Source organism: Enterobacter cloacae complex sp. (assembly GCF_900322725.1).
GTDB lineage: Bacteria > Pseudomonadota > Gammaproteobacteria > Enterobacterales > Enterobacteriaceae > Enterobacter > Enterobacter quasihormaechei.
Genome location: NZ_LT991957.1, coordinates 1,741,007 through 1,766,627, shown reverse-complemented (window position 1 = coordinate 1,766,627; position 25,621 = coordinate 1,741,007). Strand labels below are relative to the sequence as shown.

Genomic DNA, 25,621 nt, shown 5'->3' with positions numbered 1-25,621 from the left:
AGCTTCATGCGGCGCGAGTTTTTAGCGCTTCTCCCACCCGTTCGCCTGCGCCGTAAACCCTAGCGCCTGCATAAACGCCGCCATCACGCCGCGATCCTCTACGCCCACGTCGGCCATCCACCAGGAGGTCACGCTCGGGTTTTCGCGGATCACCTCTTCAATTAAATACTGCCCGACCCCCCGGCGGCGGGTCACGTCGCGCACGCGAAGCGAGTCCAGCGCGCCTTCCGTACCGCTCAGCGTTACGCGAACGGCGGCCAGCAGGCGCTCGTTAAAGCGCGCGGCATAAATGCGGTGGTTCTCATCGACGGCCAACGACGAAGGGGAATATTCCGGCCAGATCTTGCCCAGGTCGATATGATCCTGTTCGCTAAAGGTCACCAGACGAACGATAGTCAGTTTCATTAGCTGCTTGTCCAAATCAAAAAAAGTACGGCCAGTGTACTCAATTTATATGCTCAGGCGCGTTCTCTTTTTATTCCCGTTTGCCAGGTGATTCGTTTTTTAGCGGCGACATGGGCAGTTCGAAAACACATGGATTGAAAAATAAGCAGGATTTTAACCTGAAGGGCAGTGATTTATTCCTCGCATTGTACCGTTATTTTATGCTGCAAAACGCGCTTTTATTTGTTTATCTCTGCCTGAATTCAGAATATTATCTTTCCTTAATCTCCTGAAAAATAGAGATATTAGTCTGGTTTTTGATAAAAAACCGCGCTAAACCCTTAAAGGCACTGGTAAAAATAGCGTTGTTCATTAAAAGTACAGAATGCTTTTTAACCATAATAAAACAAAATATAAACATCACTTCACGAATGGGGATTCTGAGATGAAAAGGAACGCGAAGACGTTAATCGCGGGGATGGTCGCACTGTCGATCTCGCATACCGCTACGGCGGAGGACATTAAAGTTGCGGTAGTGGGTGCGATGTCCGGTCCTGTTGCCCAGTGGGGTGACATGGAGTTCAACGGTGCGCGCCAGGCCATAAAAGACATCAACGCTAAGGGCGGCATCAAAGGCGACAAGCTGGTGGGCGTGGAATATGACGACGCCTGCGATCCGAAACAGGCCGTCGCGGTCGCCAACAAAATCGTTAACGATGGCATCCAGTATGTCATTGGCCACCTCTGCTCGTCCTCCACGCAGCCCGCGTCCGACATCTACGAGGACGAAGGCATTCTGATGATCACCCCGGGCGCCACCAACCCGGAGCTGACCCAGCGCGGCTATCAGCACATCATGCGTACCGCCGGCCTGGACTCTTCTCAGGGACCGACCGCCGCCAAATACATCCTTGAGACCGTTAAGCCACAGCGTATCGCCATCATTCATGACAAGCAGCAGTACGGCGAAGGTCTGGCGCGCTCCGTGCAGGACGGCCTGAAAAAAGGCGGCGCGAACATCGTCTTCTTCGACGGCATTACCGCCGGTGAGAAAGACTTCTCCGCGCTGATCGCCCGCCTGCAAAAAGAGAATATCGACTTCGTCTACTACGGCGGCTACTACCCGGAAATGGGCCAGATGCTGCGCCAGGCGCGCGCCACCGGCCTGAAAACCCAGTTTATGGGGCCAGAGGGGGTGGGCAATGCCTCACTGTCCAACATCGCGGGGGATTCTGCCGAAGGCATGCTGGTCACCATGCCAAAACGCTATGACCAGGATCCGGCCAACAAGGCTATCGTGGATGCGCTCAAGGCGCAGAAGAAAGATCCGAGCGGTCCGTACGTCTGGATCACCTACGCGGCCGTGCAGTCTCTGGCAACGGCAATGGACCGTACCGGCAGCAAAGAACCGCTGGATCTGGTGAAAGATTTAAAAGCACACGGGGCGAATACCGTGATTGGGCCGCTGAACTGGGATGAGAAAGGCGATCTGAAGGGATTTGAATTTGGTGTCTTTAAGTGGCACGCCGACGGGTCTTCCTCGGTCGCCAAATAATTATCCCACCGCCCGGCTCTCCGGGCGGGTATAAAAAGGTTTGCATATGTCCGAGCAGTTTCTCTACTTTTTGCAGCAGATGTTTAACGGCGTCACGCTGGGAAGCACCTACGCGCTGATCGCCATCGGCTATACGATGGTTTACGGCATTATCGGCATGATCAACTTCGCCCACGGCGAGGTGTACATGATCGGTAGCTACGTCTCCTTTATGATCATCGCCGCGCTGATGATGATGGGCATCGACAGCAGCTGGCTGCTGGTGGCCGCCGGGTTTGTCGGCGCGATTGTGATCGCCAGTGCTTACGGCTGGAGCATTGAGCGCGTGGCCTACCGGCCGGTGCGCAGCTCCAAGCGCCTGATTGCGCTAATTTCCGCGATTGGTATGTCGATCTTCCTGCAAAACTACGTCAGCCTGACCGAAGGCTCGCGCGACGTGGCGCTGCCAAGCCTGTTTAACGGCCAGTGGATTGTGGGAGCCAGCGAAAACTTCTCTGCCTCTGTCACTACCATGCAGCTGGTTATCTGGGTTGTCACCTTCCTGGCGATGCTGGCCCTGACCGTTTTCATCCGCTACTCCCGCATGGGACGCGCCTGCCGCGCCTGTGCGGAAGATCTGAAGATGGCGAGTCTGCTCGGCATCAACACCGACCGCGTCATCGCTCTGACCTTCGTGATTGGTGCCGCAATGGCGGCGGTGGCGGGGGTTCTGCTCGGCCAGTTCTACGGCGTAATTAACCCGTACATCGGCTTTATGGCCGGGATGAAAGCCTTCACCGCGGCGGTACTGGGCGGTATCGGCAGCATTCCAGGCGCGATGATCGGCGGCCTGATCCTGGGCGTGGCGGAGGCGCTCTCCTCGGCGTACCTGAGCACCGAATATAAAGACGTGGTGTCGTTTGCCCTGCTGATTCTGGTTCTGCTGGTGATGCCTACCGGTATTCTGGGCCGTCCGGAGGTAGAGAAAGTATGAAACCGATGCATTTTGCTATGGCGTTGCTCTCTGCCGCCATGTTCTTCGTTCTGGCGGGCGTCTTTATGGGCGTCCAGTTAGGGCTGGACGGCACGAAACTGGTGGTCGATACCGCCCCCGACATCCGCTGGCAGTGGGTGTTTATCGGCACCGCCGTGGTGTTTCTGTTCCAGCTGTTGCGTCCGCTGTTCCAGAAGACGCTGAAAAACGTCTCCGGACCGAAGTTCGTCCTGCCGGCAATCGACGGTACCACGGTAAAGCAGAAGCTGTTCCTCGTGGCGCTGCTGGTGGCTGCCGTGGCGTGGCCGTTTATGGTGTCGCGCGGTACGGTGGACATCGCCACCCTGACCATGATTTACGTGATCCTCGGCCTCGGTCTGAACGTGGTGGTGGGGCTGTCCGGCCTGCTGGTGCTGGGCTACGGCGGTTTCTACGCTATCGGCGCGTACACCTTCGCGCTGCTGAACCACTATTACGGCCTCGGCTTCTGGACCTGTCTGCCGCTGGCGGGGCTGGTCTCTGCCGCCGCAGGCTTCCTGCTCGGCTTCCCGGTGCTGCGCCTGCGCGGTGACTACCTGGCGATTGTGACCTTAGGCTTCGGCGAAATCGTCCGTATCCTGCTGCTCAACAACACCGAAGTGACCGGCGGGCCGAACGGCATCAGCCAGATCCCGAAGCCGACCTTCTTCGGCCTGGAGTTCAGCCGTACCGCCCGCGAAGGCGGCTGGGATACCTTCAGCAACTTCTTCGGCATCAAATATGACCCGTCCGACCGCGTGATCTGGCTCTACCTGGTGGCGCTGCTGCTGGTGGTCATTACCCTGTTCGTGATCAACCGCCTGCTGCGCATGCCGCTGGGCCGCGCGTGGGAAGCGCTGCGCGAAGATGAGATCGCCTGCCGCTCTCTGGGCCTGAACCCGACCCGCATCAAGCTGACCGCGTTCACCATCAGCGCCGCGTTTGCCGGTTTCGCCGGCACGCTGTTCGCCGCGCGCCAGGGCTTCGTCAGCCCCGAGTCGTTCACCTTTGCCGAATCGGCCTTTGTGCTGGCGATCGTGGTGCTCGGCGGGATGGGCTCGCAGTTTGCCGTGATCCTCGCGGCCATCCTGCTGGTGGTCTCCCGCGAGCTGATGCGCGACTTTAACGAATACAGCATGCTGATGCTGGGTGGTTTGATGGTGCTGATGATGATCTGGCGTCCGCAGGGCCTCCTGCCGATGACGCGTCCACAGCTGAAGCTTAAGCGTGCGGAAGCGAAAGGAGAGCAGGCATGAGTCAGCCATTATTATCCGTTAACGGTCTGATGATGCGTTTTGGCGGCCTGCTGGCGGTCAACAACGTGAACCTGGATCTGCATAAAAAAGAGATCGTCTCCCTGATTGGCCCGAACGGCGCGGGGAAAACCACGGTCTTCAACTGCCTGACCGGTTTCTACAAGCCGACGGGCGGCACCATCATGCTGCGCGACCAGCACCTGGAAGGGCTGCCGGGCCAGCAGATTGCCCGCATGGGCGTGGTGCGTACTTTCCAGCACGTGCGGCTGTTCCGCGAGATGACGGTGATTGAGAACCTGCTGGTGGCGCAACATCAGCAGCTGAAAACCGGCCTGTTCTCCGGCCTGCTGAAAACCCCGGCCTTCCGCCGCACGCAGGAGGAGGCGCTCGATCGCGCCGCCACCTGGCTCGACCGTATCGGCCTGCTCCAGCACGCCAACCGGCAGGCGAGCAACCTGGCCTATGGCGACCAGCGTCGGCTGGAGATCGTGCGCTGCATGGTGACCCAGCCGGAGATCCTGATGCTCGACGAACCGGCGGCGGGCCTCAACCCGAAAGAGACCAAAGAGCTGGACGAGCTGATTGCCGAGCTGCGCGATCATCACGACACCACCATCCTGTTGATTGAGCACGACATGAAGCTGGTGATGGGCATTTCGGACCGTATCTACGTGGTAAACCAGGGCACGCCGCTGGCAAACGGCACGCCGGAAGAGATCCGCAACAACCCGGACGTGATCCGCGCATACCTTGGTGAGGCATAAGATGGAAAAAGCGATGTTAACGTTCGACAAGGTCAATGCGCACTACGGCAAGATCCAGGCGCTGCACGACGTCAGCCTGCACATCAATCAGGGGGAAATCGTCACCCTGATTGGCGCCAACGGCGCGGGCAAAACCACGCTGCTCGGCACCCTGTGCGGCGACCCGCGCGCCACCAGCGGGCGGATTGTGTTTGATGGCAAAGACATTACCGACTGGCAGACTGCCAGAATTATGCGTGAAGCGGTGGCGATTGTCCCGGAAGGGCGCCGCGTCTTCTCACGTATGACGGTGGAAGAGAACCTGGCGATGGGCGGCTTTTTTGCTGACCGCGACCAGTATCACACCCGTATCAAATGGGTGTACGAACTCTTCCCGCGCCTGTGGGAACGCCGCATCCAGCGTGCGGGCACCATGTCCGGCGGTGAACAGCAGATGCTGGCGATTGGCCGCGCGTTGATGAGCCAGCCGCGCCTGCTGCTGCTGGACGAACCGTCGCTCGGTCTTGCGCCGATCATCATCCAGCAGATTTTCGACACCATTGAGCAGCTGCGCAAAGAGGGGATGACCATCTTCCTCGTCGAGCAGAACGCCAACCAGGCGCTGAAGCTCGCCGATCGCGGCTACGTGCTGGAGAATGGTCGCGTGGTGCTCGAGGATACCGGCGACGCGCTGCTGGCGAACGAAGCGGTGCGGAGCGCGTACCTGGGCGGCTGAGCCGTCTGTAGTGCCCGGTGGCGCTACGCTTACCGGGCCTACGGATACCCTCCAGGCCGGGTAAGGCGCAGCCGCCACCCGGCTTTTTTCATATTAACCCCTTCACACAACCATCATCCCCCTGACGCCTGGCCGTCACTTATCTGTAAACAAACAGTTATTTTTCTGTCATTCGAGCATGTCATGTTACCTCGCGAGCACAAAACGCGTGATATCGCGCATCCGGCATAATAAGAGAGATGACAATGACATCGTTACGACACACGGCTTTGGGTCTGGCAATCGGTCTGGCTTTTGCGACGAACGCAATGGCCGTGACCACCATTCCATTCTGGCATTCCATGGAAGGGGAGTTGGGTAAAGAGGTTGACTCCCTGGCGCAGCGTTTCAACGACACCCACCCGGATTACAAAATTGTGCCGGTGTACAAAGGCAACTACGAGCAGAGCCTGAGCGCGGGCATCGCCGCCTTCCGTACCGGCAACGCACCTGCGCTGTTGCAGGTGTATGAAGTCGGCACCGCAACCATGATGGCCTCGAAAGCCATCAAACCGGTCTACGAAGTGTTCAAAGACGCGGGCATCAACTTTGACGAATCCCAGTTCGTGCCGACCGTCTCCGGTTACTACACCGATTCCAAAACCGGCCACCTGCTGTCCCAGCCGTTTAACAGCTCCACGCCGGTGCTGTACTACAACAAAGATGCCTTCAAAAAAGCGGGCCTGGATCCGGAGCAGCCGCCAAAAACCTGGCAGGATCTGGCCGAATACACCGCGAAGCTGAAAGCGGCGGGCATGAAGTGCGGCTACGCCAGCGGCTGGCAGGGCTGGATCCAGATTGAGAACTTCAGCGCCTGGCACGGCCTGCCGGTTGCCACCAAAAACAACGGCTTCGACGGCACCGACGCGGTTCTGGAGTTCAACAAGCCGGAGCAGGTGAAGCACATCGCGCTGCTGGCGGATCTGAACAAGAAGGGCGACTTCAGCTACTTCGGGCGTAAAGACGAATCCACCGAGAAGTTCTACAACGGCGACTGCGCCATTACCACCGCGTCTTCCGGCTCGCTGGCGGATATCCGTCACTACGCCAAATTCAACTACGGCGTGGGCATGATGCCGTACGACGCCGACGTAAAAGGCGCGCCGCAGAACGCCATCATCGGCGGGGCCAGCCTGTGGGTGATGCAGGGTAAAGACAGCGGCACCTACAAAGGCGTAGCCGAGTTCCTCGACTTCCTGGCGAAGCCGGAAAACGCGGCCGAATGGCACCAGAAAACCGGCTATCTGCCGATCACCAAGGCCGCCTACGACCTGACCCGCGAGCAGGGCTTCTACAGCAAAAACCCGGGCGCGGACATCGCGACGCGTCAGATGCTGAACAAGCCGCCGTTGCCGTTCACCAAAGGCCTGCGCCTGGGCAACATGCCGCAGATCCGCACCATCGTGGATGAAGAGCTGGAAAGCGTGTGGACCGGGAAGAAAACCCCGCAGCAGGCGCTGGACTCTGCGGTAGAGCGCGGCAATCAGCTGCTGCGCCGCTTTGAGCAGTCGACGAAATCGTAATCGCTGAAACGCCCGGTGGCGCTTCGCTTACCGGGCCTACGATGTGCCCCATCCAGGCCGGGTAAGGCGTAGCCGCCACCCGGCATTGTTCAGGAATCAAATCTCCATGTCCTCATCCCGTCCGGTGTTTCGTTCCCGCTGGCTGCCGTACCTGCTGGTCGCGCCTCAGCTGATCATCACCGTTATCTTCTTCATCTGGCCTGCGGGCGAAGCGCTGTGGTACTCGGTACAAAGCGTCGATCCGTTCGGGCTGTCCAGCCAGTTCGTTGGGCTGGACAACTTTACGGCGCTGTTCCACGACAGCTATTACCTGGACTCCTTCTGGACGACGATCAGGTTCAGCGCGCTGGTGACCGTGAGCGGCCTTGTCGTGTCGCTGTTTTTCGCCGCGCTGGTGGATTACGTGGTGCGCGGCAGCCGCCTGTATCAGACCCTGATGCTGCTGCCTTACGCCGTGGCCCCCGCCGTGGGTGCCGTGCTGTGGATCTTCCTGTTTAACCCCGGCCGCGGGCTGATTACCCATTTTCTGGCGGAATTCGGCTATGACTGGAACCACGCCCAGAACAGCGGTCAGGCGATGTTCCTCGTGGTGTTCGCCTCGGTGTGGAAGCAGATCAGCTATAACTTCCTGTTCTTCTTCGCCGCGCTGCAATCCATTCCGCGTTCGCTGGTGGAGGCCGCCGCCATCGACGGCGCAGGGCCGGTGCGCCGCTTCTTCAGGCTGTCGCTGCCGCTGATCGCCCCGGTCAGCTTCTTCCTGCTGGTGGTAAACCTCGTGTACGCCTTCTTCGATACCTTCCCGGTGATCGACGCCGCCACTGCGGGCGGTCCGGTGCAGGCGACCACCACGCTTATCTACAAGATCTACCGCGAAGGGTTTGCCGGACTCGATCTCTCGGCCTCTGCCGCGCAGTCCGTCGTGCTGATGTTCCTCGTCATCATCCTCACGGTAGTGCAGTTCCGCTATGTCGAAAGTAAGGTGCGCTACCAATGATTGAGAACCGTCGCGGGCTGACGATTTTCAGCCATACCCTGCTGATCCTGGGTATCCTCGTTATCCTGTTCCCGCTGTACGTGGCCTTTGTCGCCGCCACGCTGGACACCAAAGCGGTGTTCGACACGCCGATGACGCTGATCCCGGGCGGGCACCTTTTCGAAAACATGAAGACCATCTGGACCAAGGGCGTGGGCGCCAACAGCGCGCCGTTCTGGCTGATGATGCTCAACAGCTTCATCATGGCGTTCGGCATTACGGTGGGCAAAATCACGGTGTCGATGCTCTCGGCCTTCGCCATCGTCTGGTTTCGCTTTCCGCTGCGTAACCTGTTCTTCTGGATGATTTTCATCACCCTGATGCTGCCGGTGGAGGTGCGTATCTTCCCGACCGTGGAGGTGATCGCCAACCTGAAGATGCTGGACAGCTACGCGGGCTTAACCCTGCCGCTGATGGCCTCGGCGACCGCCACCTTCCTGTTCCGCCAGTTCTTTATGACCCTGCCGGACGAGCTGATTGAGGCCGCGCGCATCGACGGTGCCTCCCCGATGCGCTTCTTCCGCGACATCGTGCTGCCGCTGTCGAAAACCAACCTCGCGGCGCTGTTTGTGATCACCTTTATCTACGGCTGGAACCAGTACCTGTGGCCGCTGCTGATCGTTCAGGACGTTAACCTCGGCACCGCCGTGGCGGGCATCAAAGGCATGATCGCCACCGGCGAAGGCACCACCCTCTGGAACCAGGTGATGGCGGCGATGCTGCTTACCCTAATCCCACCCGTAGTCATTGTTTTAGCCATGCAGCGCGCGTTTGTCCGCGGCCTGGTCGATAGCGAGAAATAAGATGGCAGGTTTAAAACTTCAGGCAGTTACCAAAAGCTGGGACGGTAAAACCCAGGTCATTCAGCCGCTGACGCTCGACGTGGCGGACGGTGAATTTATCGTGATGGTCGGCCCATCCGGCTGCGGGAAGTCCACGCTGCTGCGCATGGTGGCGGGGCTGGAGCGCGTCACGTCCGGAGATATCTGGATTGACCGCCAGCGCGTCACCGAGATGGAGCCAAAAGATCGCGGCATCGCGATGGTGTTCCAGAACTATGCCCTCTATCCGCACATGAGCGTGGAGGAGAACATGGCCTGGGGGCTGAAAATTCGCGGGATGGGCAAAGGCCATATCGCCGAGCGCGTAAAAGAAGTCGCGCGCATTCTGGAACTTGACGGCCTGCTTAAGCGCCGCCCGCGCGAGCTCTCCGGCGGCCAGCGCCAGCGCGTGGCGATGGGGCGCGCCATCGTGCGCGACCCTGCGGTATTCCTGTTCGACGAACCGCTCTCGAATCTCGACGCCAAGCTGCGCGTGCAGATGCGCCTTGAGCTACAGCAGCTGCATCGCCGTCTGAAAACCACGTCCCTCTATGTCACCCACGATCAGGTCGAAGCCATGACCCTCGCCCAGCGCGTGATGGTGATGAACAAAGGCATTGCCGAGCAGATTGGCACGCCGGTGGAGGTCTACGAAAAACCGGCCAGCCGTTTTGTGGCGAGCTTTATCGGCAGCCCGGCGATGAACCTGCTGGACGGGCGGATCAATGCTGCGGGAACCCACTTTGAACTGGAAAGCGGGATGGCGTTACCGATCAACTGGTACTATCGTGGGTACGCTGGGCGTAAGATGACGCTCGGCATCCGCCCAGAGCATATTGGCTTAACGTCTCAGGCGGACGGCGGCGTGCCGCTGGTGATGGACACGCTGGAGATGCTGGGCGCCGATAACCTGGCGCACGGGCGCTGGGGCGAGCAAAAGCTGGTGGTGCGCCTGCCGCATCAGGAGCGCCCGAAGGCAGGCAGCACGCTGTGGCTGCATATGCCGGAAAATCACCTGCACTTATTTGACGGTGAAACAGGACAACGAGTATGAGCAACTGGCCTTACCCCCACATCGTCGCCCACCGTGGCGGCGGTAAACTGGCGCCGGAGAACACCCTGGCGGCGATTGACGCTGGCGCACGCTACGGCCACACGATGGTCGAGTTCGACGCCAAGCTGTCGAAGGACGGCGAAATTTTCCTGCTGCATGACGACAACCTCGAACGCACCAGCAACGGCTGGGGCGTGGCGGGCGAACTGCCGTGGCGCGATCTGCTGAAGGTGGACGCCGGAAGCTGGTTCAGCGGGGATTTCAAAGGCGAGCCGCTGCCGCTGCTGGCGGAGGTGGCGGACCGGTGTCGTCAACACGGCATGATGGCTAACATCGAAATCAAACCGACCACCGGCACCGGGCCGCTGACGGGCAAAGTGATTGCGCTGGCCGCGCGTGAGCTGTGGGAAGGCATGACGCCGCCGCTGCTCTCCTCGTTTGACATCGACGCGCTGGAAGCCGCACAGGCGGCCGTACCGGCGCTGTCGCGCGGACTCTTGCTGGACGAGTGGCGTGAGGACTGGCGCGAACTGACGGGCCGCTTAGGCTGCGTGTCGATCCACCTCAACCATAAGCTGCTGGATGCGGCGCGGGTCAAAATGCTGAAAGACGCAGGTCTGCATATCCTGGTCTACACCGTCAACAAACCCCAGCGTGCAGCCGAGCTGCTGCGCTGGGGCGTAGACAGCATCTGTACCGATGCGATTGACAAGATCGGGCCAGACTTTATTTATTAAGCATGCTGCCGTTCTGCTGGGTCGGCAGCATATGCTGCTGACCGCTGCTTTGCGACATCCCGCCCCCTAACATCCCACCGTTTGGGTTTTGCAGCGGCTGCTCGCGCATCTGGCCCTGTTGCACGCGCTGGGTGTTAGCGTTCATCTGGTTTTGCAGGTGCTGCTGCTGCACCTGGGTCTGCGTCTTTAGCTGCTGGTTGAGCATCCCTTTCTGCTGTTGTTGCTGGCTCATCATCTCCGTCTGCATACGCTGCTGGCTCGGAATGACGTAGCCCGGCTGGTTCGGGTTGTTCAGGGTGTTAATGGGCTGTGCGAGCGCGGCGAACGGGAGCAGCGCGGTCAGGATCAGGAATCGTTTCATGGTTATCTCCTCCTTTGAGGCTTCTCTTAAGTTTACCCCTAAACCAGCATAACGATGATTTTTTAAGAGTTGTGAACCAGGCTTAAGCGGGGAATATGGACCCCTTCACCTGGAGAACAATAATGATGAAACCAACCTTTTTGCGCTGGGTCGCCCTCGCTGCGCTGATGGCAGGCGGCACATTTACCGTGGCGGCCAACCCGCCCGCCGCTCCTCCGGTCTCTTACGGCGTGGAGGAGGATGTTTTTCACCCCGTGCGGGCCACGCACGGCATGGTGGCCTCGGTTGACGCGCTGGCAACCCAGGTGGGCGTCGATATTCTTAAGCAGGGCGGTAACGCGGTGGACGCGGCGGTCGCGGTCGGGTACGCGCTGGCGGTAACGCACCCGCAGGCGGGGAACCTGGGCGGCGGCGGGTTTATGATGCTGCGCACCAAAGACGGTAAAACCACGGCCATCGACTTCCGTGAGATGGCGCCGAATCAGGCCTCCCGCGATATGTTCCTCGACGATCAGGGCAACCCGGACAGCAAAAAATCCCTGACCTCGCACCTTGCGTCCGGCACGCCTGGCACCGTTGCGGGCTTCTCGCTGGCGCTGGAAAAATACGGCACGCTGCCGCTGAACAAGGTGGTGCAGCCTGCTATCAAGCTGGCGCGTGACGGCTTTGTGGTGAACGACGCGCTGGCGGACGACCTCAAAACCTACGGCAGTGAAGTGATTCCGAATCACGAAAACAGCAAGGCGATTTTCTGGAAAGATGGTGAGCCGCTGAAGAAGGGCGATAAGCTGGTGCAGAAAAACCTCGCCAGAAGCCTGGAGCTGATTGCGGAAAACGGTCCTGACGCCTTCTATAAAGGGGCGATTGCCGATCAGATTGCCGACGAGATGCAGAAGAACGGCGGGCTCATTACCAAAGCGGACCTGGCAGAATACAAGGCGGTGGAGCGCGAGCCGATTAGCGGCACCTATCGCGGGTACGACGTCTTCTCCATGCCGCCGCCGTCCTCCGGTGGCATTCACATCGTGCAGATCCTCAACATTCTTGAAAACTTTGATATGCACAAGTTCGGCTTCGGCAGCGCGGACGCCATGCAGGTGATGGCGGAAGCGGAAAAGCGTGCCTACGCCGACCGCTCGGAATACCTTGGCGATCCGGATTTCGTGAAGGTGCCGTGGCAGGCGCTGACCAACAAAGCGTATGCCAAATCGATTGCCGACGAGATCGACATCAACAAGGCGAAGCCGTCGAGCGAGATCCGCCCCGGCAAGCTGGCACCGTATGAAAGTAACCAGACCACGCATTTCTCGGTGGTGGATAAAGACGGTAACGCGGTGGCGGTGACCTATACGCTGAACACCACTTTCGGCACCGGGATCGTAGCGGGCAACAGCGGCATTTTGCTGAATAACGAGATGGATGATTTCTCGGCCAAGCCGGGCGTGCCGAACGTGTACGGGCTGGTCGGCGGGGATGCTAACGCCGTGGGGCCGAAGAAGCGCCCGCTGTCGTCCATGTCGCCAACCATCGTGGTGAAAGACGGTAAAACCTGGCTGGTGACCGGCAGCCCTGGCGGGAGCCGCATCATTACCACCGTGCTACAGATGGTGGTGAACAGCATCGATTTTGGCATGAACGTCGCCGAGGCGACCAATGCGCCGCGTTTCCATCATCAGTGGCTGCCGGATGAACTGCGCGTCGAGAAGGGCTTTAGCCCGGACACGATAAAACTGCTTGAGCAGCGCGGACAAAAGGTGGCGGTGAAAGAGGCGATGGGCAGCACCCAGAGCATTATGGTCGGGCCGGACGGGGCGCTGTTTGGCGCGTCGGACCCGCGTTCGGTAGATGATTTAACGGCGGGGTATTGATGTTTAGCCGGGTGGCGGCTTCGCCTTACCCGGCAACAAACTACTTCATTCGCGCCATATAATACGCATCCACGTACTCACCGTTGCGCAGGCCGTAGCGCTTGCCGGTGCCTTCAATTTCGAATCCGTGCTTTTTGTACACCGCGATTGCCGGTTCGTTATCCACAAACACCGTTAACTCAATGCGGTCGACGCGCAGCCAGTTGTCGCACATATCGATCATGGTACGCATCAGGGCGCTGGCGACGCCCCGGTTTTGCCACTGCGCACCCACACAAATTCCGAAATCGGCAACGTGGCTGCGACGTGGGCGCTGGGCTACGGCAATGCACAGGTGCCCGGCGACAGTCCCGTCGATGCAGGCGACCAGCTGTTTAATGCCGGGCTGATCGGTTAGCCGCTCCTGCCACATCTGCTCTGAGGGATGAGGAACCTGTAGCGTGTTGTGGTACACCTCCGGCTGGGCGTGGATCTGACGAATGACGTCGTAATCTTTCGGTTCCGCGTGGCGTATCACTATCTCACTCATTCCTTGTTCCTCAGTCGGTTAAAAGTCCCTTCCAACATCATTGACTTTAAAATCTGAGTCAATCGCTATTTTTTGCAAAAAGTGTTGGACAAGTGCGAATGAGAATGATTATTATTGCTCTGCATTCAGGAAGACCTCCTACGGGAACCTGAAAGCACGACATTGCTCACATTGCTTCCAGTATTACTTTAGCCAGCTTCTCGCTGGCTTTTTTTTTGTTATGGTTAAACCCAGTAACCTTAAAAAGGACTGAGCCATGACACTACATTGCGCATTCATTGGATTTGGCAAAAGCACCACGCGTTACCACCTTCCGTATGTTCTCAACCGTAAAGACACCTGGCATGTAGCCCATATCTACCGTCGCAGCGCGAAGCCGGAAGAGCAGTCTCCGCAGTATTCCCACATTCACTTCACCAGCGATCTCGATGAAGTGCTTAACGATCCGCAGGTAAAGCTGGTGATCGTCTGCACTCACGCCGACAGTCACTTCGACTACGCGAAACGCGCGCTCGAAGCGGGCAAGAACGTACTGGTGGAAAAACCGTTCACCCCAACGCTTGCCGAAGCCAAGGCGCTGTTCGCGCTGGCGAAAAGCAAAGGTCTGACCGTCACCCCGTACCAGAACCGTCGCTTTGACAGCTGCTTCCTGACGGCGAAAAAGGCGATCGAGAGCGGCAAGCTTGGCGATATTGTAGAGATCGAAAGCCACTTCGATTACTACCGTCCGGTGGCAGAAACCAAACCCGGCCTGCCGCAGGACGGCTCGTTCTACGGTCTGGGCGTACACACCATGGACCAGATCATCTCCCTGTTTGGCCGCCCAGACCACGTGGCGTACGACATCCGCAGCCTGCGCAATAAAGCCAACCCGGACGATACCTTCGAGGCGCAGCTGTTTTACGGCGACCTTAAGGCCATCGTTAAAACCAGCCATCTGGTGAAAATCGACTACCCGAAATTTATCGTTCACGGCACGAAGGGCTCGTTCATCCGGTACGGTATTGACCAGCAGGAGACCAGCCTGAAGGCCAACATCATGCCGGGCGAACCGGGCTTTGCGGCGGACGATGCCGTGGGCGTGCTGGAGTACGTGAACGATGAGGGCGTGACGGTCAGAGAAGAGCTCAAACCGGAAACCGGCGACTATGGCCGCGTCTACGACGCGCTGTATGAAACCCTCACCAACGGCACGCCGAATTACGTCAAGGAATCTGACGTTCTCACCAACCTGGAAATCCTTGAACGGGCCTTCGAACAGGCTTCTCCTGCCACGGTAACCCTCGTCAGATAAGCAAAAACGGCTCCTCTGCGGTTGTTCATAATTTTTGAACAGAGGAGTCAATTTTCACCCTCTATGATCCCGGACGGTTTGCGTCCACACTTACTCCATCGAAACGAACTGAGGGTGAAAACAATGATCTACTTACGCAAAGCAAACGAACGCGGTCACGCAAATCATGGCTGGCTGGACTCATGGCATTCATTCTCGTTTGCCGACTATTACGATCCGAACTTCATGGGCTTCTCCGCGCTCCGCGTCATTAACGACGACGTGATTGACGCAGGCCAGGGCTTCGGTACCCACCCGCACAAGGACATGGAAATCCTGACCTATGTGCTGGAAGGGGCGGTTGAGCACCAGGACAGCATGGGCAACAAAGAGCAGGTGCCGGCGGGTGAGTTCCAGATTATGAGCGCGGGCACCGGGGTGCGTCACTCTGAGTACAACCCGAGCAAAACGGAAAAACTGCACCTGTATCAAATCTGGATCATTCCGGAAGAGACCGGCATCACGCCACGCTACGAGCAGCGCCGCTTCGACGCGAAACAGGGCAAACAGCTGGTGCTGTCCCCAGATGCGCGTGAAGGTTCTCTGAAGGTGCACCAGGATATGGAACTGTACCGCTGGGCGCTGGCGAAAGACGAACAGTCTGTCCATCAGATTGCCGCCAACCGCCGCGTCTGGATCCAGGTGGTGAAAGGGGAAGTGTCTATTAACGGCACGAAAGCCACAACCGCCGATGGCCTGGCTATCTGGGACGAGCAGGCGCTCTCCGTGCACGCCGACAGCGAAAGCGAAATCCTGCTGTTTGACCTGCCGCCGGTCTAAATAATTTCTCAACCTTCCCTTTAAACGGGGAAGGTTGAGCTTTGTCCGTGATAAACTGAGCAAATCTCTCACTTCAAGATTTCTCAGGACGATGAAAAAGAAACGCCCCGTACTTCAGGATGTCGCCGATCGCGTCGGTGTGACCAAAATGACGGTCAGCCGTTTTTTACGTAACCCGGAACAGGTTTCCGTGGCGTTGCGTGGCAAGATTGCCGCCGCCCTTGATGAACTGGGTTATATCCCCAACCGCGCACCCGATATTCTCTCCAATGCGACCAGCCGTGCGGTGGGCGTCCTGCTTCCTTCCTTAACCAACCAGGTTTTCGCCGAAGTGCTGCGCGGTATCGAAAGCGTTACCGATGCGTTTGGCTATCAGACCATGCTCGCTCACTACGGGTACAAGCCGGAACTGGAAGAGGAACGTCTTGAATCGATGCTTTCCTGGAACATCGACGGGCTGATTTTAACGGAACGAACCCACACGCCGCGCACGCTGAAAATGATTCAGGTGGCGGGCATTCCGGTGGTGGAGCTGATGGACAGCCAGTCGCCGTGCCTCGACATTGCCGTTGGGTTCGATAACTTTGAAGCGGCGCGTCAGATGACGGCGGCGATCATTGCCCGCGGTCATCGCCATATCGCATACCTGGGTGCACGACTGGATGAACGTACTATCATCAAACAGAAGGGATACGAGCAGGCGATGCTCGACGCCGGTTTAACCCCGTACAGCGTAATGGTGGAGCAATCTTCATCTTATACGTCGGGTATTGAGCTGATGCGTCAGGCGCGACGCGAGTATCCGCAACTGGACGGTATTTTCTGTACCAACGATGACCTTGCGGTGGGTGCGGCGTTTGAATGCCAGCGTCTGGGGCTGAAGATCCCTGATGACATGGCGATTGCCGGCTTCCACGGTCACGACATCGGCCAGGTGATGGAGCCGCGGCTGGCAAGCGTCCTGACCCCGCGCGAACGCATGGGGCGCATTGGTGCAGAACGCCTGCTGGCGCGCATTCGTGGTGAGGCAGTTACCCCTAAAATGTTAGATTTAGGTTTCACCTTGTCACCGGGTGGATCTATTTAATCCGACAAATTTGAAGTAGCTCACACTTATTCACATCGCACACGTTTGGATATTGCTTCTCTTTTGCCCCGGCAGGACAATGTTACCGATAACTGTTACCCGTAACAATTGACTGAGGGACACCCTTTGAGCACGACTAATCACGATCACCACGTTTACGTCCTGATGGGCGTGTCCGGTAGCGGTAAATCTGCCGTGGCGAGCGAAGTGGCGCATCAACTCCAGGCTGCGTTTCTTGATGGTGACTTCCTCCATCCGCGCAGCAACATCATGAAAATGGCTTCCGGCGAGCCGCTGAACGACGACGACCGCAAACCGTGGTTGCAGGCGCTGAATGACGCCGCGTTCGCGATGCAGCGCACCAACAAAGTCTCCCTGATCGTCTGCTCCGCGCTGAAAAAAACCTATCGCGACCTGCTGCGCGACGGCAATCCGAACCTCTCTTTCATCTACCTGAAAGGCGATTTCGGGGTGATTGAAAGCCGTCTGAAGGCGCGTAAAGGCCACTTCTTCAAAACCCAGATGCTGGTCACGCAGTTCGAGGCGTTGCAGGAGCCGGGTGCTGACGAGCAGGATGTCTTAGTGGTTGATATCGATCAGCCGCTGGAAGGTGTTGTAGCCAGCACCATCGAGGTTATTAATAAAAGGCAGTAAGTTTTGAGTACATTAACGCTAGTTCTGACAGCAGTGGGTTCCGTATTGCTGCTGCTGTTTTTAGTGATGAAGGCGCGTATGCATGCCTTCGTTGCTTTGATGGTGGTTTCTATTGGTGCCGGTCTCTTTTCCGGTATGCCGCTCGACAAAATCGCGGCGACGATGGAAAAAGGGATGGGCGGCACGCTGGGCTTCCTGGCCATTGTGGTGGCGCTGGGCGCGATGTTTGGCAAGATCCTGCACGAGACGGGCGCGGTCGACCAGATTGCCGTCAAGATGCTGAAATCCTTCGGTCACAGCCGAGCGCACTACGCGATTGGTCTGGCCGGTCTGATTTGCGCGCTGCCGCTGTTCTTTGAAGTGGCGGTTGTGCTGCTGATTAGCGTGGCGTTTTCAATGGCGCGTCATACCGGTACGAACCTCGTGAAGCTGGTCATTCCGCTGTTTGCGGGCGTGGCGGCGGCCGCGGCGTTTCTGCTGCCCGGGCCTGCCCCGATGCTGCTGGCCTCCCAGATGCACGCGGACTTTGGCTGGATGATCCTGATTGGCCTGTGCGCTGCGATCCCGGGCATGATTATCGCCGGTCCGCTGTGGGGCAACTTCATCAGCCGCTACGTTGAGCTGCACATCCCGGACGACATCTCCGAGCCGCACCTGGGCGAAGGCAAAATGCCGTCCTTCGGCTTTAGTCTTTCTTTGATCCTGCTCCCGCTGGTGCTGGTGGGTCTGAAAACCATCGCGGCGCGCTTTGTGCCGGTGGGTTCAACCGCGTACGAATGGTTCGAGTTTATTGGTCACCCGTTCACGGCGATCCTGGTGGCGTGTCTGGTGGCGATTTACGGCCTGGCGATGCGTCAGGGCATGCCGAAAGACCGCGTGATGGAGATTTGCGGCGCTGCGCTGCAACCGGCGGGTATCATTCTGCTGGTGATCGGTGCCGGTGGCGTGTTCAAACAGGTACTGGTGGACTCCGGTGTGGGTCCGGCACTGGGCGAAGCGCTGACCGGAATGGGACTGCCGATTGCGGTCACCTGCTTCGTGCTGGCTGCGGCGGTGCGTATCATTCAGGGCTCCGCAACCGTGGCATGCTTGACCGCCGTGGGCCTGGTGATGCCGGTGATTGAACAGCTGAACTACTCCGGCGCGCAGATGGCGGCGCTCTCTATCTGTATCGCGGGCGGCTCGATTGTGGTTTCACACGTAAACGACGCCGGCTTCTGGCTGTTCGGTAAATTTACCGGCGCCACCGAAGCGCAAACCCTGAAAACCTGGACGCTGATGGAAACCATCCTCGGCACCACGGGTGCGATTGTCGGGATGATTGCGTTTACGCTCCTGAGCTAACGAGGCTGTATGTGTGTCGGGTGGCGGCTTCGCCTTACCCGACCTACAAAAAACCTCTCCCGTAGGCCGGGTAAGCGTGAGCGCCACCCGGCTTTTTTACAGCGGCACGATGCCTTCCTTTGTGCGCAACCAGCACGTCAACAAACTGCGCGCAGTTGTCTGCCAGTTCGGTGAAATCGGTGGTGTGATCGAACGGGGTAGTAAATAAAGCGTGAGAAAAGTTAGGGGTAGTAGTCATATGACCGCCTCTGATGAGTAATGTGTATCCACCACTGGAGAGGCTAATCCTGACGCCTGATTTAGCAGGCGCGGCAAGGAGATACTGCGTTGGGGGCGGGGTGGCAAGAGAGGCTCTGGAAGGCGGCTCGCAAAACGAATGAATATTTTGAATTATTGAGGCACCAGACCTCAGTGACCGTATGTGTGTCGGGTGGCGGCTTCGCCTTACCCGACCTACAAAAAACCTCAGGTCCCGTAGGCCGGGTAAGCGTGAGCGCCACCCGGCTTTTTTACATCCTCATCCCTTCATCCACGCCCGTATTCCGTCCAGGAACATCTGCGTCGCCATCATCACCAGAATCAGCCCCATCAGACGCTCCAGCGCGTTCACCCCTTTCTCACCCAGCAGGCGCAGGAACAGCGACGACTGCAACAGGATAATAAACGTCCCGCCCCAGGCGATGAGCAGGGCAATCACCAGATGGCTCATCTGATTCGGATACTGATGCGACAGCAGCATCAGCGTTGCCAGAATCGTTGGTCCCGCGACCAGCGGGATCGCCAGCGGCACGATAAACGGCTCTTCGCCCGCGGGCAGGCCGCTGCTGCTGCCTTCCGCGCTCGGGAAAATCATCTTAATGGCGATCAGGAACAAAATTATCCCGCCGGAAATGGAGACCGTTTCGGCGCGTAAGTTCAGGAAAGCGAGGATTTTTTCCCCGGCGAACAGGAAGATAAACATCACCAGCAGGGCGATGAGCAACTCGCGGATCATGATCGCCCGGCGGCGCTTCGGCTCGGTGTGCTTCAGCACCGACATGAAGATCGGCAGATTACCGAGCGGATCCATAATCAGGATCAATAAAACCGCTGCGGAAATGATTTCACTCATCTTAAATTATCCCTGATACTTATTGTGGTCATTGCGATGATTAGCACTTTTTCTGATTGCCGGGCAATCATCGATTAATTTCGCTTGCGACTTTGGCAGCATTTTGTAATGTGAAGCATATCCCAGTTCAATACTGGCTTGCACAATCAGCACACACCCCTTGCAGGAAAAAAATGCTATGAAAAACGTTGGTTTTATCGGCTGGCGCGGTATGGTCGGCTCTGTACTCATGCAACGCATGGTTGAAGAGCGCGATTTCGACGCCATCCGCCCGGTCTTCTTCTCCACTTCCCAGCTCGGCCAGGCTGCACCGTCCTTTGGGGGTACCACAGGCACGTTGCAGGACGCTTACGATCTGGAAGCGCTGAAGGCACTCGACATTATTGTGACCTGCCAGGGCGGCGATTATACCAACGAAATCTATCCGAAGCTGCGTGAAAGCGGCTGGCAGGGCTACTGGATTGACGCGGCCTCGTCGCTGCGCATGAAAGACGATGCCATCATTATTCTCGACCCGGTTAACCAGGACGTCATCACCGACGGCCTGAACAACGGCGTGAAAACCTTTGTTGGCGGCAACTGCACCGTCAGCCTGATGCTGATGTCCCTCGGCGGCCTGTTCGCGCAGGACCTGGTGGAGTGGGTCTCCGTGGCAACGTACCAGGCCGCGTCCGGCGGCGGCGCACGCCACATGCGCGAGCTGCTGACCCAGATGGGCCAGCTGCACCACAGCGTCGCGGCCGAGCTGGCAGACCCGGCATCCGCCATCCTTGACATCGAGCGCAAAGTCACTCAGCTGACCCGCAGCGGCGAGCTGCCGGTGGATAACTTTGGCGTACCGCTGGCCGGTGGCCTGATCCCGTGGATCGACAAACAGCTGGATAACGGCCAGACCCGCGAAGAGTGGAAGGGCCAGGCGGAGACCAACAAAATCCTCGCCACCGCGAACACCATTCCGGTTGACGGTCTGTGCGTGCGTATCGGCGCGCTGCGCTGCCACAGCCAGGCCTTCACCATTAAACTGAAAAAAGATGTGTCTATTCCGACCGTGGAAGAGCTGCTGGCCGCGCACAACCCGTGGGCGAAAGTGGTGCCAAACGATCGCGATATCACCATGCGCGAGCTCACCCCGGCTGCCGTTACCGGCACGCTGACCACGCCGGTTGGCCGCCTGCGCAAGCTGAACATGGGGCCGGAGTATCTCTCCGCCTTCACCGTTGGCGACCAGCTGCTGTGGGGTGCCGCCGAGCCGCTGCGCCGCATGCTGCGCCAGCTGGCGTAATAATTTGTTAAACACGGGGGGTGATTGTCACCCCCTTTTTTTGCGTACTACATGGAGTAAAACGCAGATGTCTTATTTTTTATCAGGAGGAACCACGACGTTGGCTATGCTTTAAGGAAGATTTATTTCTCACCTGAGGGTAGGGCGGAGCAGAGAGGATTAACTGCACCGTTTAGGTCACATTAAAAGTCGTCCCGGAGCGCGTAAAAAGGGCGACATAAAAAAACAGGATGAATACCATGTCCGATCGTATTTCGAGAGACGTGATTAATGCGCTTATTGCGGGTCATTTTGCCGACCCCTTTTCTGTGCTAGGGATGCACCGTACAGAGGCCGGACTGGAAGTTCGGGCGCTGTTACCGGATGCGACAGAAGTGTGGGTTATCGAACCCAAAACCGGCCGCAAGGTGGGTAATCTGGAATGCCTCGACTCGCGTGGCTTCTTCTCGGGCGTCATGCCCCGCCGTAAAAACCCCTTTCGCTATCAGCTTGCCGTTATCTGGCACGGTCAGCAAAACCTGATTGACGATCCCTACAGCTTTGGGCCGCTCTTAAAAGAGATGGATGCCTGGCTGCTGTCCGAAGGAACCCATTTACGCCCCTACGAAACGCTGGGTGCCCACGCGGATACCATGGACGGTATCACCGGCACGCGCTTTGCCGTATGGGCGCCAAACGCCCAGCGCGTCTCCGTCGTTGGGCAGTTCAACTACTGGGACGGTCGTCGTCACCCCATGCGCCTGCGCCGGGAAACCGGCATCTGGGAGCTGTTTATCCCCGGGGCGCATAACGGCCAGCTCTACAAATTCGAGATGATCGATGCCAGCGGTAAGCTGCGCATTAAATCTGACCCGTACGCCTTTGAGGCTGAACTGCGCCCGAATACCGCCTCGCTGATTTGCGGCCTGCCGGAAAAGGTCGTCCAGAGCGAGGAGCGCAAGCAGGCCAACCGCTTTGATGCGCCGATCTCCGTCTATGAGGTGCATCTCGGCTCCTGGCGTCGCCACACGGACAACAACTTCTGGCTGAGCTACCGCGAGCTGGCGGACCAGCTGGTACCGTACGCCAAATGGATGGGCTTTACCCATCTGGAGCTGCTGCCGATCAACGAACACCCGTTCGACGGCAGCTGGGGCTACCAGCCAACCGGGCTGTATGCGCCTACGCGCCGCTTCGGCACCCGCGATGACTTCCGCTATTTCATTGATGCCGCGCACGCCGCCGGGCTGAACGTCATCCTCGACTGGGTACCGGGCCACTTCCCGTCGGACGATTTTGCGCTGGCAGAGTTCGACGGCACGAAGCTGTACGAGCACAGCGACCCGCGCGAAGGCTATCACCAGGACTGGAACACGCTGATCTACAACTACGGTCGCCGTGAAGTGTCGAATTACCTGGTGGGGAATGCGCTGTACTGGATCGAACGCTTCGGCATTGATGCCCTGCGCGTCGATGCGGTGGCGTCGATGATCTACCGCGACTACAGCCGCAAAGAGGGCGAGTGGATCCCGAACGAGTTTGGCGGACGTGAAAACCTCGAAGCGATTGAGTTTCTGCGCAACACCAACCGCATCATCGGTGAGCAGGTGGAAGGTGCCGTGACCATGGCGGAAGAGTCCACGGACTTTCCGGGCGTTTCCCGTCCACCGTCAATGGGCGGCCTGGGCTTCTGGTACAAGTGGAACCTCGGCTGGATGCACGACACGCTCGACTACATGAAGCTCGACCCGGTTTATCGTCAGTATCACCACGATAAGCTCACCTTTGGGCTGCTTTACAACTACACCGAAAACTTCATGCTGCCGCTGTCGCACGATGAAGTGGTGCACGGCAAGAAATCTATTCTCGACCGCATGCCGGGGGACCCGTGGCAGAAGTTTGCCAACCTGCGCGCCTATTACGGCTGGATGTTTGCCTTCCCCGGCAAAAAGCTGCTGTTTATGGGCAACGAATTTGCGCAGGGGCGCGAATGGAACCACGACACCAGCCTTGACTGGCACCTGCTGGAAGGCGCGGACAACTGGCACCACGGCGTACAGCGTCTGGTGCGCGACCTGAACCTGACCTACCGCCACCACAAAGCGCTGCACGAGCTGGACTTCGATCCGTACGGCTTTGAGTGGCTGGTGGTGGACGACCACGCGCGCTCGGTGTTTGTCTTTGTCCGTCGTGACAAAGCGGGTAACGAGATCATCGTCGCCAGCAACTTCACGCCAGTGCCGCGCGAACACTACCGCTTCGGCATTAACCAGCCGGGTAAATGGCGCGAAATTCTGAACACCGACTCCATGCATTACCACGGCAGTAACGCCGGTAACGGCGGGCTGGTGCAGAGCGATGCGATTGAAAGCCACGGTCGTCCGAACTCCCTGAGCCTGACGCTGCCGCCGCTGAGCACCATCTGGCTGGTGCGGGAGGGCGAATGACGCAGCTCTCGGCAGGTAAACCCGAACCGCTCGGGGCGAGTTTTGACGGAAAGGGGGTGAACTTCACGCTCTTTTCTGCCCATGCGGAGCGGGTGGAACTCTGTGTGTTTGACGGGGAAGGTAACGAGCACCGTTACGATTTACCGTCCCGCACGGGAGACATCTGGCACGGTTACCTGTCCGGCGGGCGTCCGGGAATGCACTACGGTTTTCGCGTACACGGCCCGTGGGAGCCATCTCAGGGGCACTGGTTTAACCCGGCAAAGCTGCTGATTGACCCGTGCGCGCACCGCGTGGACGGCGAGTTTAAAGACGACCCGCTGTTCCACGTCGGCTACGGCGAACCTGACCACCGCGACAGCGCGCCCGTCGCGCCCAAAAGCGTGGTGGTGCACGATCTCTACGACTGGGAAGATGATGCCCCGCCGCGCACGCCGTGGGGTAATACCGTCATCTATGAAGCCCACGTCAAAGGGCTGACGTATCTGCACCCGTCGATCCCCAAAGAGATGCGCGGCACCTACAAAGCGCTGGGGCATCCGACGATGGTCGCTTACCTGAAGCAGTTAGGGATCACCGCGCTGGAGCTGCTGCCGGTGGCGCATTTCGCCAGCGAGCCGCGTCTTCAGCGTCTTGGGTTAAGCAACTACTGGGGCTACAACCCGCTGGCGATGTTCGCGCTCGACCCGCGCTACGCGGTACATCCGGAGAAAGCGCGGGACGAGTTTCGTGATGCGGTGAAGGCGCTTCACGCGGCGGGCATTGAGGTCATTCTGGACGTGGTGCTGAACCACAGTGCGGAAAGCGATCTTGACGGTCCGACGCTCTCACAGCGCGGAATCGATAACCGTAGCTATTATTGGATCAGGGACGACGGCGATTATGAAAACTGGACCGGGTGCGGTAACACCCTCAACCTCAGCCATCCGGCCGTTACGCATTACGCGTACGAATGCCTGAAATACTGGGTTGAGACGTTCCACGTGGACGGTTTTCGTTTCGACCTGGCGCCGGTGATGGGGCGCACTCCGGCATTTAGCCAGCAGGCGCCGCTGTTTGAGGCGATAAAAAACTGCCCGGTGCTCTCAACGGTGAAGCTGATTGCGGAACCCTGGGACATTGGTGAAGGCGGTTATCAGGTGGGGAACTTCCCGCCGCTGTTTGCCGAGTGGAACGATCACTTCCGCGACGCCGTCCGTCGCTTCTGGCTGGCGCGCGATCTGTCGCTCGGAGAGTTCGCCGGACGCTTTGCCGGCTCGAGCGATCTCTTTAAGCGCGACGGAAAACGTCCGTCGGCCACCATTAACCTGGTGACGGCACACGACGGTTTCACGCTGCGCGACTGCGTTTGTTTCAATCAGAAACACAATGAGGCAAACGGCGAGGAGAATCGCGATGGGACTAACAATAACCATAGCTTTAACCATGGTATAGAAGGGTTAGGCGGAAGTCTGGACGTGATCGAGCGGCGACGCGCCAGCGTTCATGCGCTGCTGACGACGCTTTTGTTATCGCAGGGCACGCCAATGCTGCTGGCAGGCGATGAGCACGGTCACAGCCAGCACGGCAACAACAACGCCTATTGCCAGGACAACACCCTGACCTGGCTCGACTGGGGAGAAGCGAACAGCGGGTTGGCTCATTTCACCGCGGCGCTGATCCATCTTCGCCAGCGCATCCCCGCGCTCACCGCCGACAGCTGGTGGGAAGAGGGCGACGGCAACGTTCGCTGGCTGAATAAAGACGCGCAACCGTTAAGCGCGCAAGAGTGGCAACACGGCATACCCTGTCTGCAAATCCTGCTTTCGGATGCGTGGCTGGTGACGCTGAACGCGACGGATGACGTCGCAGAGATTGTTTTACCTGACGGGGAATGGCGAGCCATTCCTCCCTTTGCCGGAGCGGATAATCCGGTTGTTATGGCTGTCTGGCACGGGCCTGCGCACGGAGTGTGCGTATTCCAAAGATGATAAA

The 25,621-nt window shown here is 58.5% G+C and carries 24 protein-coding genes; 19 read left to right on the top strand and 5 right to left on the bottom strand.

Annotated features, from left to right (window positions below; translation table 11 throughout):
* Nucleotides 1-21 precede the first annotated feature (21 nt).
* Complete coding sequence (panM, locus tag DBR02_RS08965) at nt 22-405, bottom strand: aspartate 1-decarboxylase autocleavage activator PanM (RefSeq protein WP_063449547.1); 384 nt, start codon at nt 403-405, stop codon at nt 22-24.
* A gap of 424 nt (nt 406-829) precedes the next feature.
* Between panM and livK the strand changes: the two genes are divergently transcribed.
* The 10 genes from livK to ugpQ all read left to right on the top strand — a co-directional run bounded on the left by livK (nt 830) and on the right by ugpQ (nt 10,872).
* Nucleotides 830-1,939: a high-affinity branched-chain amino acid ABC transporter substrate-binding protein LivK gene (livK, locus tag DBR02_RS08960; protein ID WP_107534113.1), complete on the top strand. Its 1,110-nt coding sequence runs from the start codon at nt 830-832 to the stop codon at nt 1,937-1,939.
* 46 nt (nt 1,940-1,985) lie between these two features.
* Entirely contained in the window at nt 1,986-2,912 is a 927-nt protein-coding gene (livH, locus tag DBR02_RS08955) for a high-affinity branched-chain amino acid ABC transporter permease LivH (protein ID WP_063449544.1), read from the top strand.
* Nucleotides 2,909-4,186: a high-affinity branched-chain amino acid ABC transporter permease LivM gene (locus DBR02_RS08950; protein WP_063865377.1), complete on the top strand. Its 1,278-nt coding sequence runs from the start codon at nt 2,909-2,911 to the stop codon at nt 4,184-4,186. Before livH ends, DBR02_RS08950 begins: the two co-directional genes overlap by 4 nt.
* A complete protein-coding gene (livG, locus tag DBR02_RS08945) occupies nt 4,183-4,950 on the top strand; it encodes a high-affinity branched-chain amino acid ABC transporter ATP-binding protein LivG (RefSeq protein ID WP_006812274.1) in 768 nt (255 codons plus the stop codon). Before DBR02_RS08950 ends, livG begins: the two co-directional genes overlap by 4 nt.
* A gap of 1 nt (nt 4,951) precedes the next feature.
* Complete coding sequence (gene livF / locus DBR02_RS08940; protein ID WP_074177582.1) at nt 4,952-5,665, top strand: high-affinity branched-chain amino acid ABC transporter ATP-binding protein LivF; 714 nt, start codon at nt 4,952-4,954, stop codon at nt 5,663-5,665.
* Nucleotides 5,666-5,910: 245 nt separating this feature from the next.
* Nucleotides 5,911-7,227, top strand: coding sequence for a sn-glycerol-3-phosphate ABC transporter substrate-binding protein UgpB (gene ugpB / locus DBR02_RS08935; protein ID WP_063449542.1), 1,317 nt, complete (start codon nt 5,911-5,913; stop codon nt 7,225-7,227).
* 106 nt (nt 7,228-7,333) lie between these two features.
* A complete protein-coding gene (gene ugpA / locus DBR02_RS08930; RefSeq protein ID WP_107534111.1) occupies nt 7,334-8,221 on the top strand; it encodes a sn-glycerol-3-phosphate ABC transporter permease UgpA in 888 nt (295 codons plus the stop codon).
* Nucleotides 8,218-9,063: a sn-glycerol-3-phosphate ABC transporter permease UgpE gene (gene ugpE, locus DBR02_RS08925; RefSeq protein ID WP_107534109.1), complete on the top strand. Its 846-nt coding sequence runs from the start codon at nt 8,218-8,220 to the stop codon at nt 9,061-9,063. The genes ugpA and ugpE overlap by 4 nt, the downstream gene beginning before the upstream one ends.
* A gap of 1 nt (nt 9,064) precedes the next feature.
* Nucleotides 9,065-10,135: a sn-glycerol-3-phosphate import ATP-binding protein UgpC gene (locus DBR02_RS08920; protein ID WP_107534107.1), complete on the top strand. Its 1,071-nt coding sequence runs from the start codon at nt 9,065-9,067 to the stop codon at nt 10,133-10,135.
* Entirely contained in the window at nt 10,132-10,872 is a 741-nt protein-coding gene (gene ugpQ, locus DBR02_RS08915) for a glycerophosphodiester phosphodiesterase (RefSeq protein WP_107534105.1), read from the top strand. Before DBR02_RS08920 ends, ugpQ begins: the two co-directional genes overlap by 4 nt.
* On the opposite strand, the gene DBR02_RS08910 is transcribed toward ugpQ, so the two are convergent.
* Nucleotides 10,862-11,233, bottom strand: coding sequence for a DUF2756 family protein (locus DBR02_RS08910; RefSeq protein WP_063449537.1), 372 nt, complete (start codon nt 11,231-11,233; stop codon nt 10,862-10,864). The genes ugpQ and DBR02_RS08910 overlap by 11 nt on opposite strands.
* Nucleotides 11,234-11,355: 122 nt before the next feature.
* Between DBR02_RS08910 and ggt the strand changes: the two genes are divergently transcribed.
* On the top strand, nt 11,356-13,101 hold the full coding sequence (gene ggt, locus DBR02_RS08905) for a gamma-glutamyltransferase (RefSeq protein ID WP_173937192.1): 1,746 nt from the start codon (nt 11,356-11,358) through the stop codon (nt 13,099-13,101).
* 40 nt (nt 13,102-13,141) lie between these two features.
* Here the strand turns inward: ggt and yhhY are convergent, their stop codons facing one another.
* Nucleotides 13,142-13,630, bottom strand: coding sequence for an N-acetyltransferase (gene yhhY / locus DBR02_RS08900; protein WP_107534103.1), 489 nt, complete (start codon nt 13,628-13,630; stop codon nt 13,142-13,144).
* Between the two features lie 256 nt (nt 13,631-13,886).
* Between yhhY and DBR02_RS08890 the strand changes: the two genes are divergently transcribed.
* The 5 genes from DBR02_RS08890 to gntU all read left to right on the top strand — a co-directional run bounded on the left by DBR02_RS08890 (nt 13,887) and on the right by gntU (nt 18,828).
* Nucleotides 13,887-14,924, top strand: coding sequence for an oxidoreductase (locus DBR02_RS08890; protein ID WP_107534101.1), 1,038 nt, complete (start codon nt 13,887-13,889; stop codon nt 14,922-14,924).
* A 123-nt stretch (nt 14,925-15,047) separates the two neighbouring features.
* Nucleotides 15,048-15,743, top strand: coding sequence for a pirin family protein (locus DBR02_RS08885; RefSeq protein ID WP_000639796.1), 696 nt, complete (start codon nt 15,048-15,050; stop codon nt 15,741-15,743).
* Nucleotides 15,744-15,834: 91 nt separating this feature from the next.
* Nucleotides 15,835-16,830, top strand: coding sequence for a gluconate operon transcriptional repressor GntR (gene gntR / locus DBR02_RS08880; RefSeq protein WP_063865382.1), 996 nt, complete (start codon nt 15,835-15,837; stop codon nt 16,828-16,830).
* Between the two features lie 126 nt (nt 16,831-16,956).
* Nucleotides 16,957-17,484, top strand: coding sequence for a gluconokinase (gntK, locus tag DBR02_RS08875; protein WP_003861569.1), 528 nt, complete (start codon nt 16,957-16,959; stop codon nt 17,482-17,484).
* 3 nt (nt 17,485-17,487) lie between these two features.
* Nucleotides 17,488-18,828 carry a gluconate transporter gene (gene gntU / locus DBR02_RS08870; RefSeq protein ID WP_023295539.1) on the top strand — a complete coding sequence of 447 codons (1,341 nt, stop codon included), beginning with the start codon at nt 17,488-17,490 and terminating at the stop codon, nt 18,826-18,828.
* A 43-nt stretch (nt 18,829-18,871) separates the two neighbouring features.
* Here the strand turns inward: gntU and DBR02_RS08865 are convergent, their stop codons facing one another.
* Nucleotides 18,872-19,066 carry a hypothetical protein gene (locus tag DBR02_RS08865; protein WP_107534099.1) on the bottom strand — a complete coding sequence of 65 codons (195 nt, stop codon included), beginning with the start codon at nt 19,064-19,066 and terminating at the stop codon, nt 18,872-18,874.
* Nucleotides 19,067-19,345: 279 nt separating this feature from the next.
* Nucleotides 19,346-19,939, bottom strand: a complete 594-nt coding sequence (gene yhgN, locus DBR02_RS08860) for an NAAT family transporter YhgN (RefSeq protein ID WP_003861574.1) — start codon at nt 19,937-19,939, stop codon at nt 19,346-19,348.
* Between the two features lie 178 nt (nt 19,940-20,117).
* Here yhgN and asd point away from each other — a divergent pair, with 178 nt between their 5' ends.
* From asd to glgX, 3 genes are all read left to right on the top strand, one after another.
* Entirely contained in the window at nt 20,118-21,221 is a 1,104-nt protein-coding gene (gene asd / locus DBR02_RS08855) for an aspartate-semialdehyde dehydrogenase (RefSeq protein WP_107534097.1), read from the top strand.
* A gap of 239 nt (nt 21,222-21,460) precedes the next feature.
* The gene (glgB, locus tag DBR02_RS08850; protein WP_063449534.1) at nt 21,461-23,647 is read left to right on the top strand and encodes a 1,4-alpha-glucan branching enzyme; all 2,187 of its coding nucleotides are present in this window, start codon (nt 21,461-21,463) and stop codon (nt 23,645-23,647) included.
* Nucleotides 23,644-25,617, top strand: coding sequence for a glycogen debranching protein GlgX (gene glgX / locus DBR02_RS08845; protein ID WP_107534095.1), 1,974 nt, complete (start codon nt 23,644-23,646; stop codon nt 25,615-25,617). The genes glgB and glgX overlap by 4 nt, the downstream gene beginning before the upstream one ends.
* The last annotated feature ends 4 nt before the right edge of the window (nt 25,618-25,621 follow it).

What these genes read in the sequence shown, in the direction of transcription:
- yhhY (WP_107534103.1), bottom strand. Translation starts at nt 13,630, where the DNA reads ATGAGTGAGATAGTGATACGCCACGCGGAACCGAAAGATTACGACGTC.
- ugpE (WP_107534109.1), top strand. Translation starts at nt 8,218, where the DNA reads ATGATTGAGAACCGTCGCGGGCTGACGATTTTCAGCCATACCCTGCTG.
- DBR02_RS08865 (WP_107534099.1), bottom strand. Translation starts at nt 19,066, where the DNA reads ATGACTACTACCCCTAACTTTTCTCACGCTTTATTTACTACCCCGTTC.
- yhgN (WP_003861574.1), bottom strand. Translation starts at nt 19,939, where the DNA reads ATGAGTGAAATCATTTCCGCAGCGGTTTTATTGATCCTGATTATGGAT.
- glgB (WP_063449534.1), top strand. Translation starts at nt 21,461, where the DNA reads ATGTCCGATCGTATTTCGAGAGACGTGATTAATGCGCTTATTGCGGGT.
- gntR (WP_063865382.1), top strand. Translation starts at nt 15,835, where the DNA reads ATGAAAAAGAAACGCCCCGTACTTCAGGATGTCGCCGATCGCGTCGGT.
- livK (WP_107534113.1), top strand. Translation starts at nt 830, where the DNA reads ATGAAAAGGAACGCGAAGACGTTAATCGCGGGGATGGTCGCACTGTCG.
- panM (WP_063449547.1), bottom strand. Translation starts at nt 405, where the DNA reads ATGAAACTGACTATCGTTCGTCTGGTGACCTTTAGCGAACAGGATCAT.
- DBR02_RS08920 (WP_107534107.1), top strand. Translation starts at nt 9,065, where the DNA reads ATGGCAGGTTTAAAACTTCAGGCAGTTACCAAAAGCTGGGACGGTAAA.
- DBR02_RS08950 (WP_063865377.1), top strand. Translation starts at nt 2,909, where the DNA reads ATGAAACCGATGCATTTTGCTATGGCGTTGCTCTCTGCCGCCATGTTC.
- ugpQ (WP_107534105.1), top strand. Translation starts at nt 10,132, where the DNA reads ATGAGCAACTGGCCTTACCCCCACATCGTCGCCCACCGTGGCGGCGGT.
- DBR02_RS08885 (WP_000639796.1), top strand. Translation starts at nt 15,048, where the DNA reads ATGATCTACTTACGCAAAGCAAACGAACGCGGTCACGCAAATCATGGC.
- ugpB (WP_063449542.1), top strand. Translation starts at nt 5,911, where the DNA reads ATGACATCGTTACGACACACGGCTTTGGGTCTGGCAATCGGTCTGGCT.
- glgX (WP_107534095.1), top strand. Translation starts at nt 23,644, where the DNA reads ATGACGCAGCTCTCGGCAGGTAAACCCGAACCGCTCGGGGCGAGTTTT.
- livH (WP_063449544.1), top strand. Translation starts at nt 1,986, where the DNA reads ATGTCCGAGCAGTTTCTCTACTTTTTGCAGCAGATGTTTAACGGCGTC.
- asd (WP_107534097.1), top strand. Translation starts at nt 20,118, where the DNA reads ATGAAAAACGTTGGTTTTATCGGCTGGCGCGGTATGGTCGGCTCTGTA.
- livG (WP_006812274.1), top strand. Translation starts at nt 4,183, where the DNA reads ATGAGTCAGCCATTATTATCCGTTAACGGTCTGATGATGCGTTTTGGC.
- ugpA (WP_107534111.1), top strand. Translation starts at nt 7,334, where the DNA reads ATGTCCTCATCCCGTCCGGTGTTTCGTTCCCGCTGGCTGCCGTACCTG.
- ggt (WP_173937192.1), top strand. Translation starts at nt 11,356, where the DNA reads ATGATGAAACCAACCTTTTTGCGCTGGGTCGCCCTCGCTGCGCTGATG.
- livF (WP_074177582.1), top strand. Translation starts at nt 4,952, where the DNA reads ATGGAAAAAGCGATGTTAACGTTCGACAAGGTCAATGCGCACTACGGC.
- DBR02_RS08910 (WP_063449537.1), bottom strand. Translation starts at nt 11,233, where the DNA reads ATGAAACGATTCCTGATCCTGACCGCGCTGCTCCCGTTCGCCGCGCTC.
- DBR02_RS08890 (WP_107534101.1), top strand. Translation starts at nt 13,887, where the DNA reads ATGACACTACATTGCGCATTCATTGGATTTGGCAAAAGCACCACGCGT.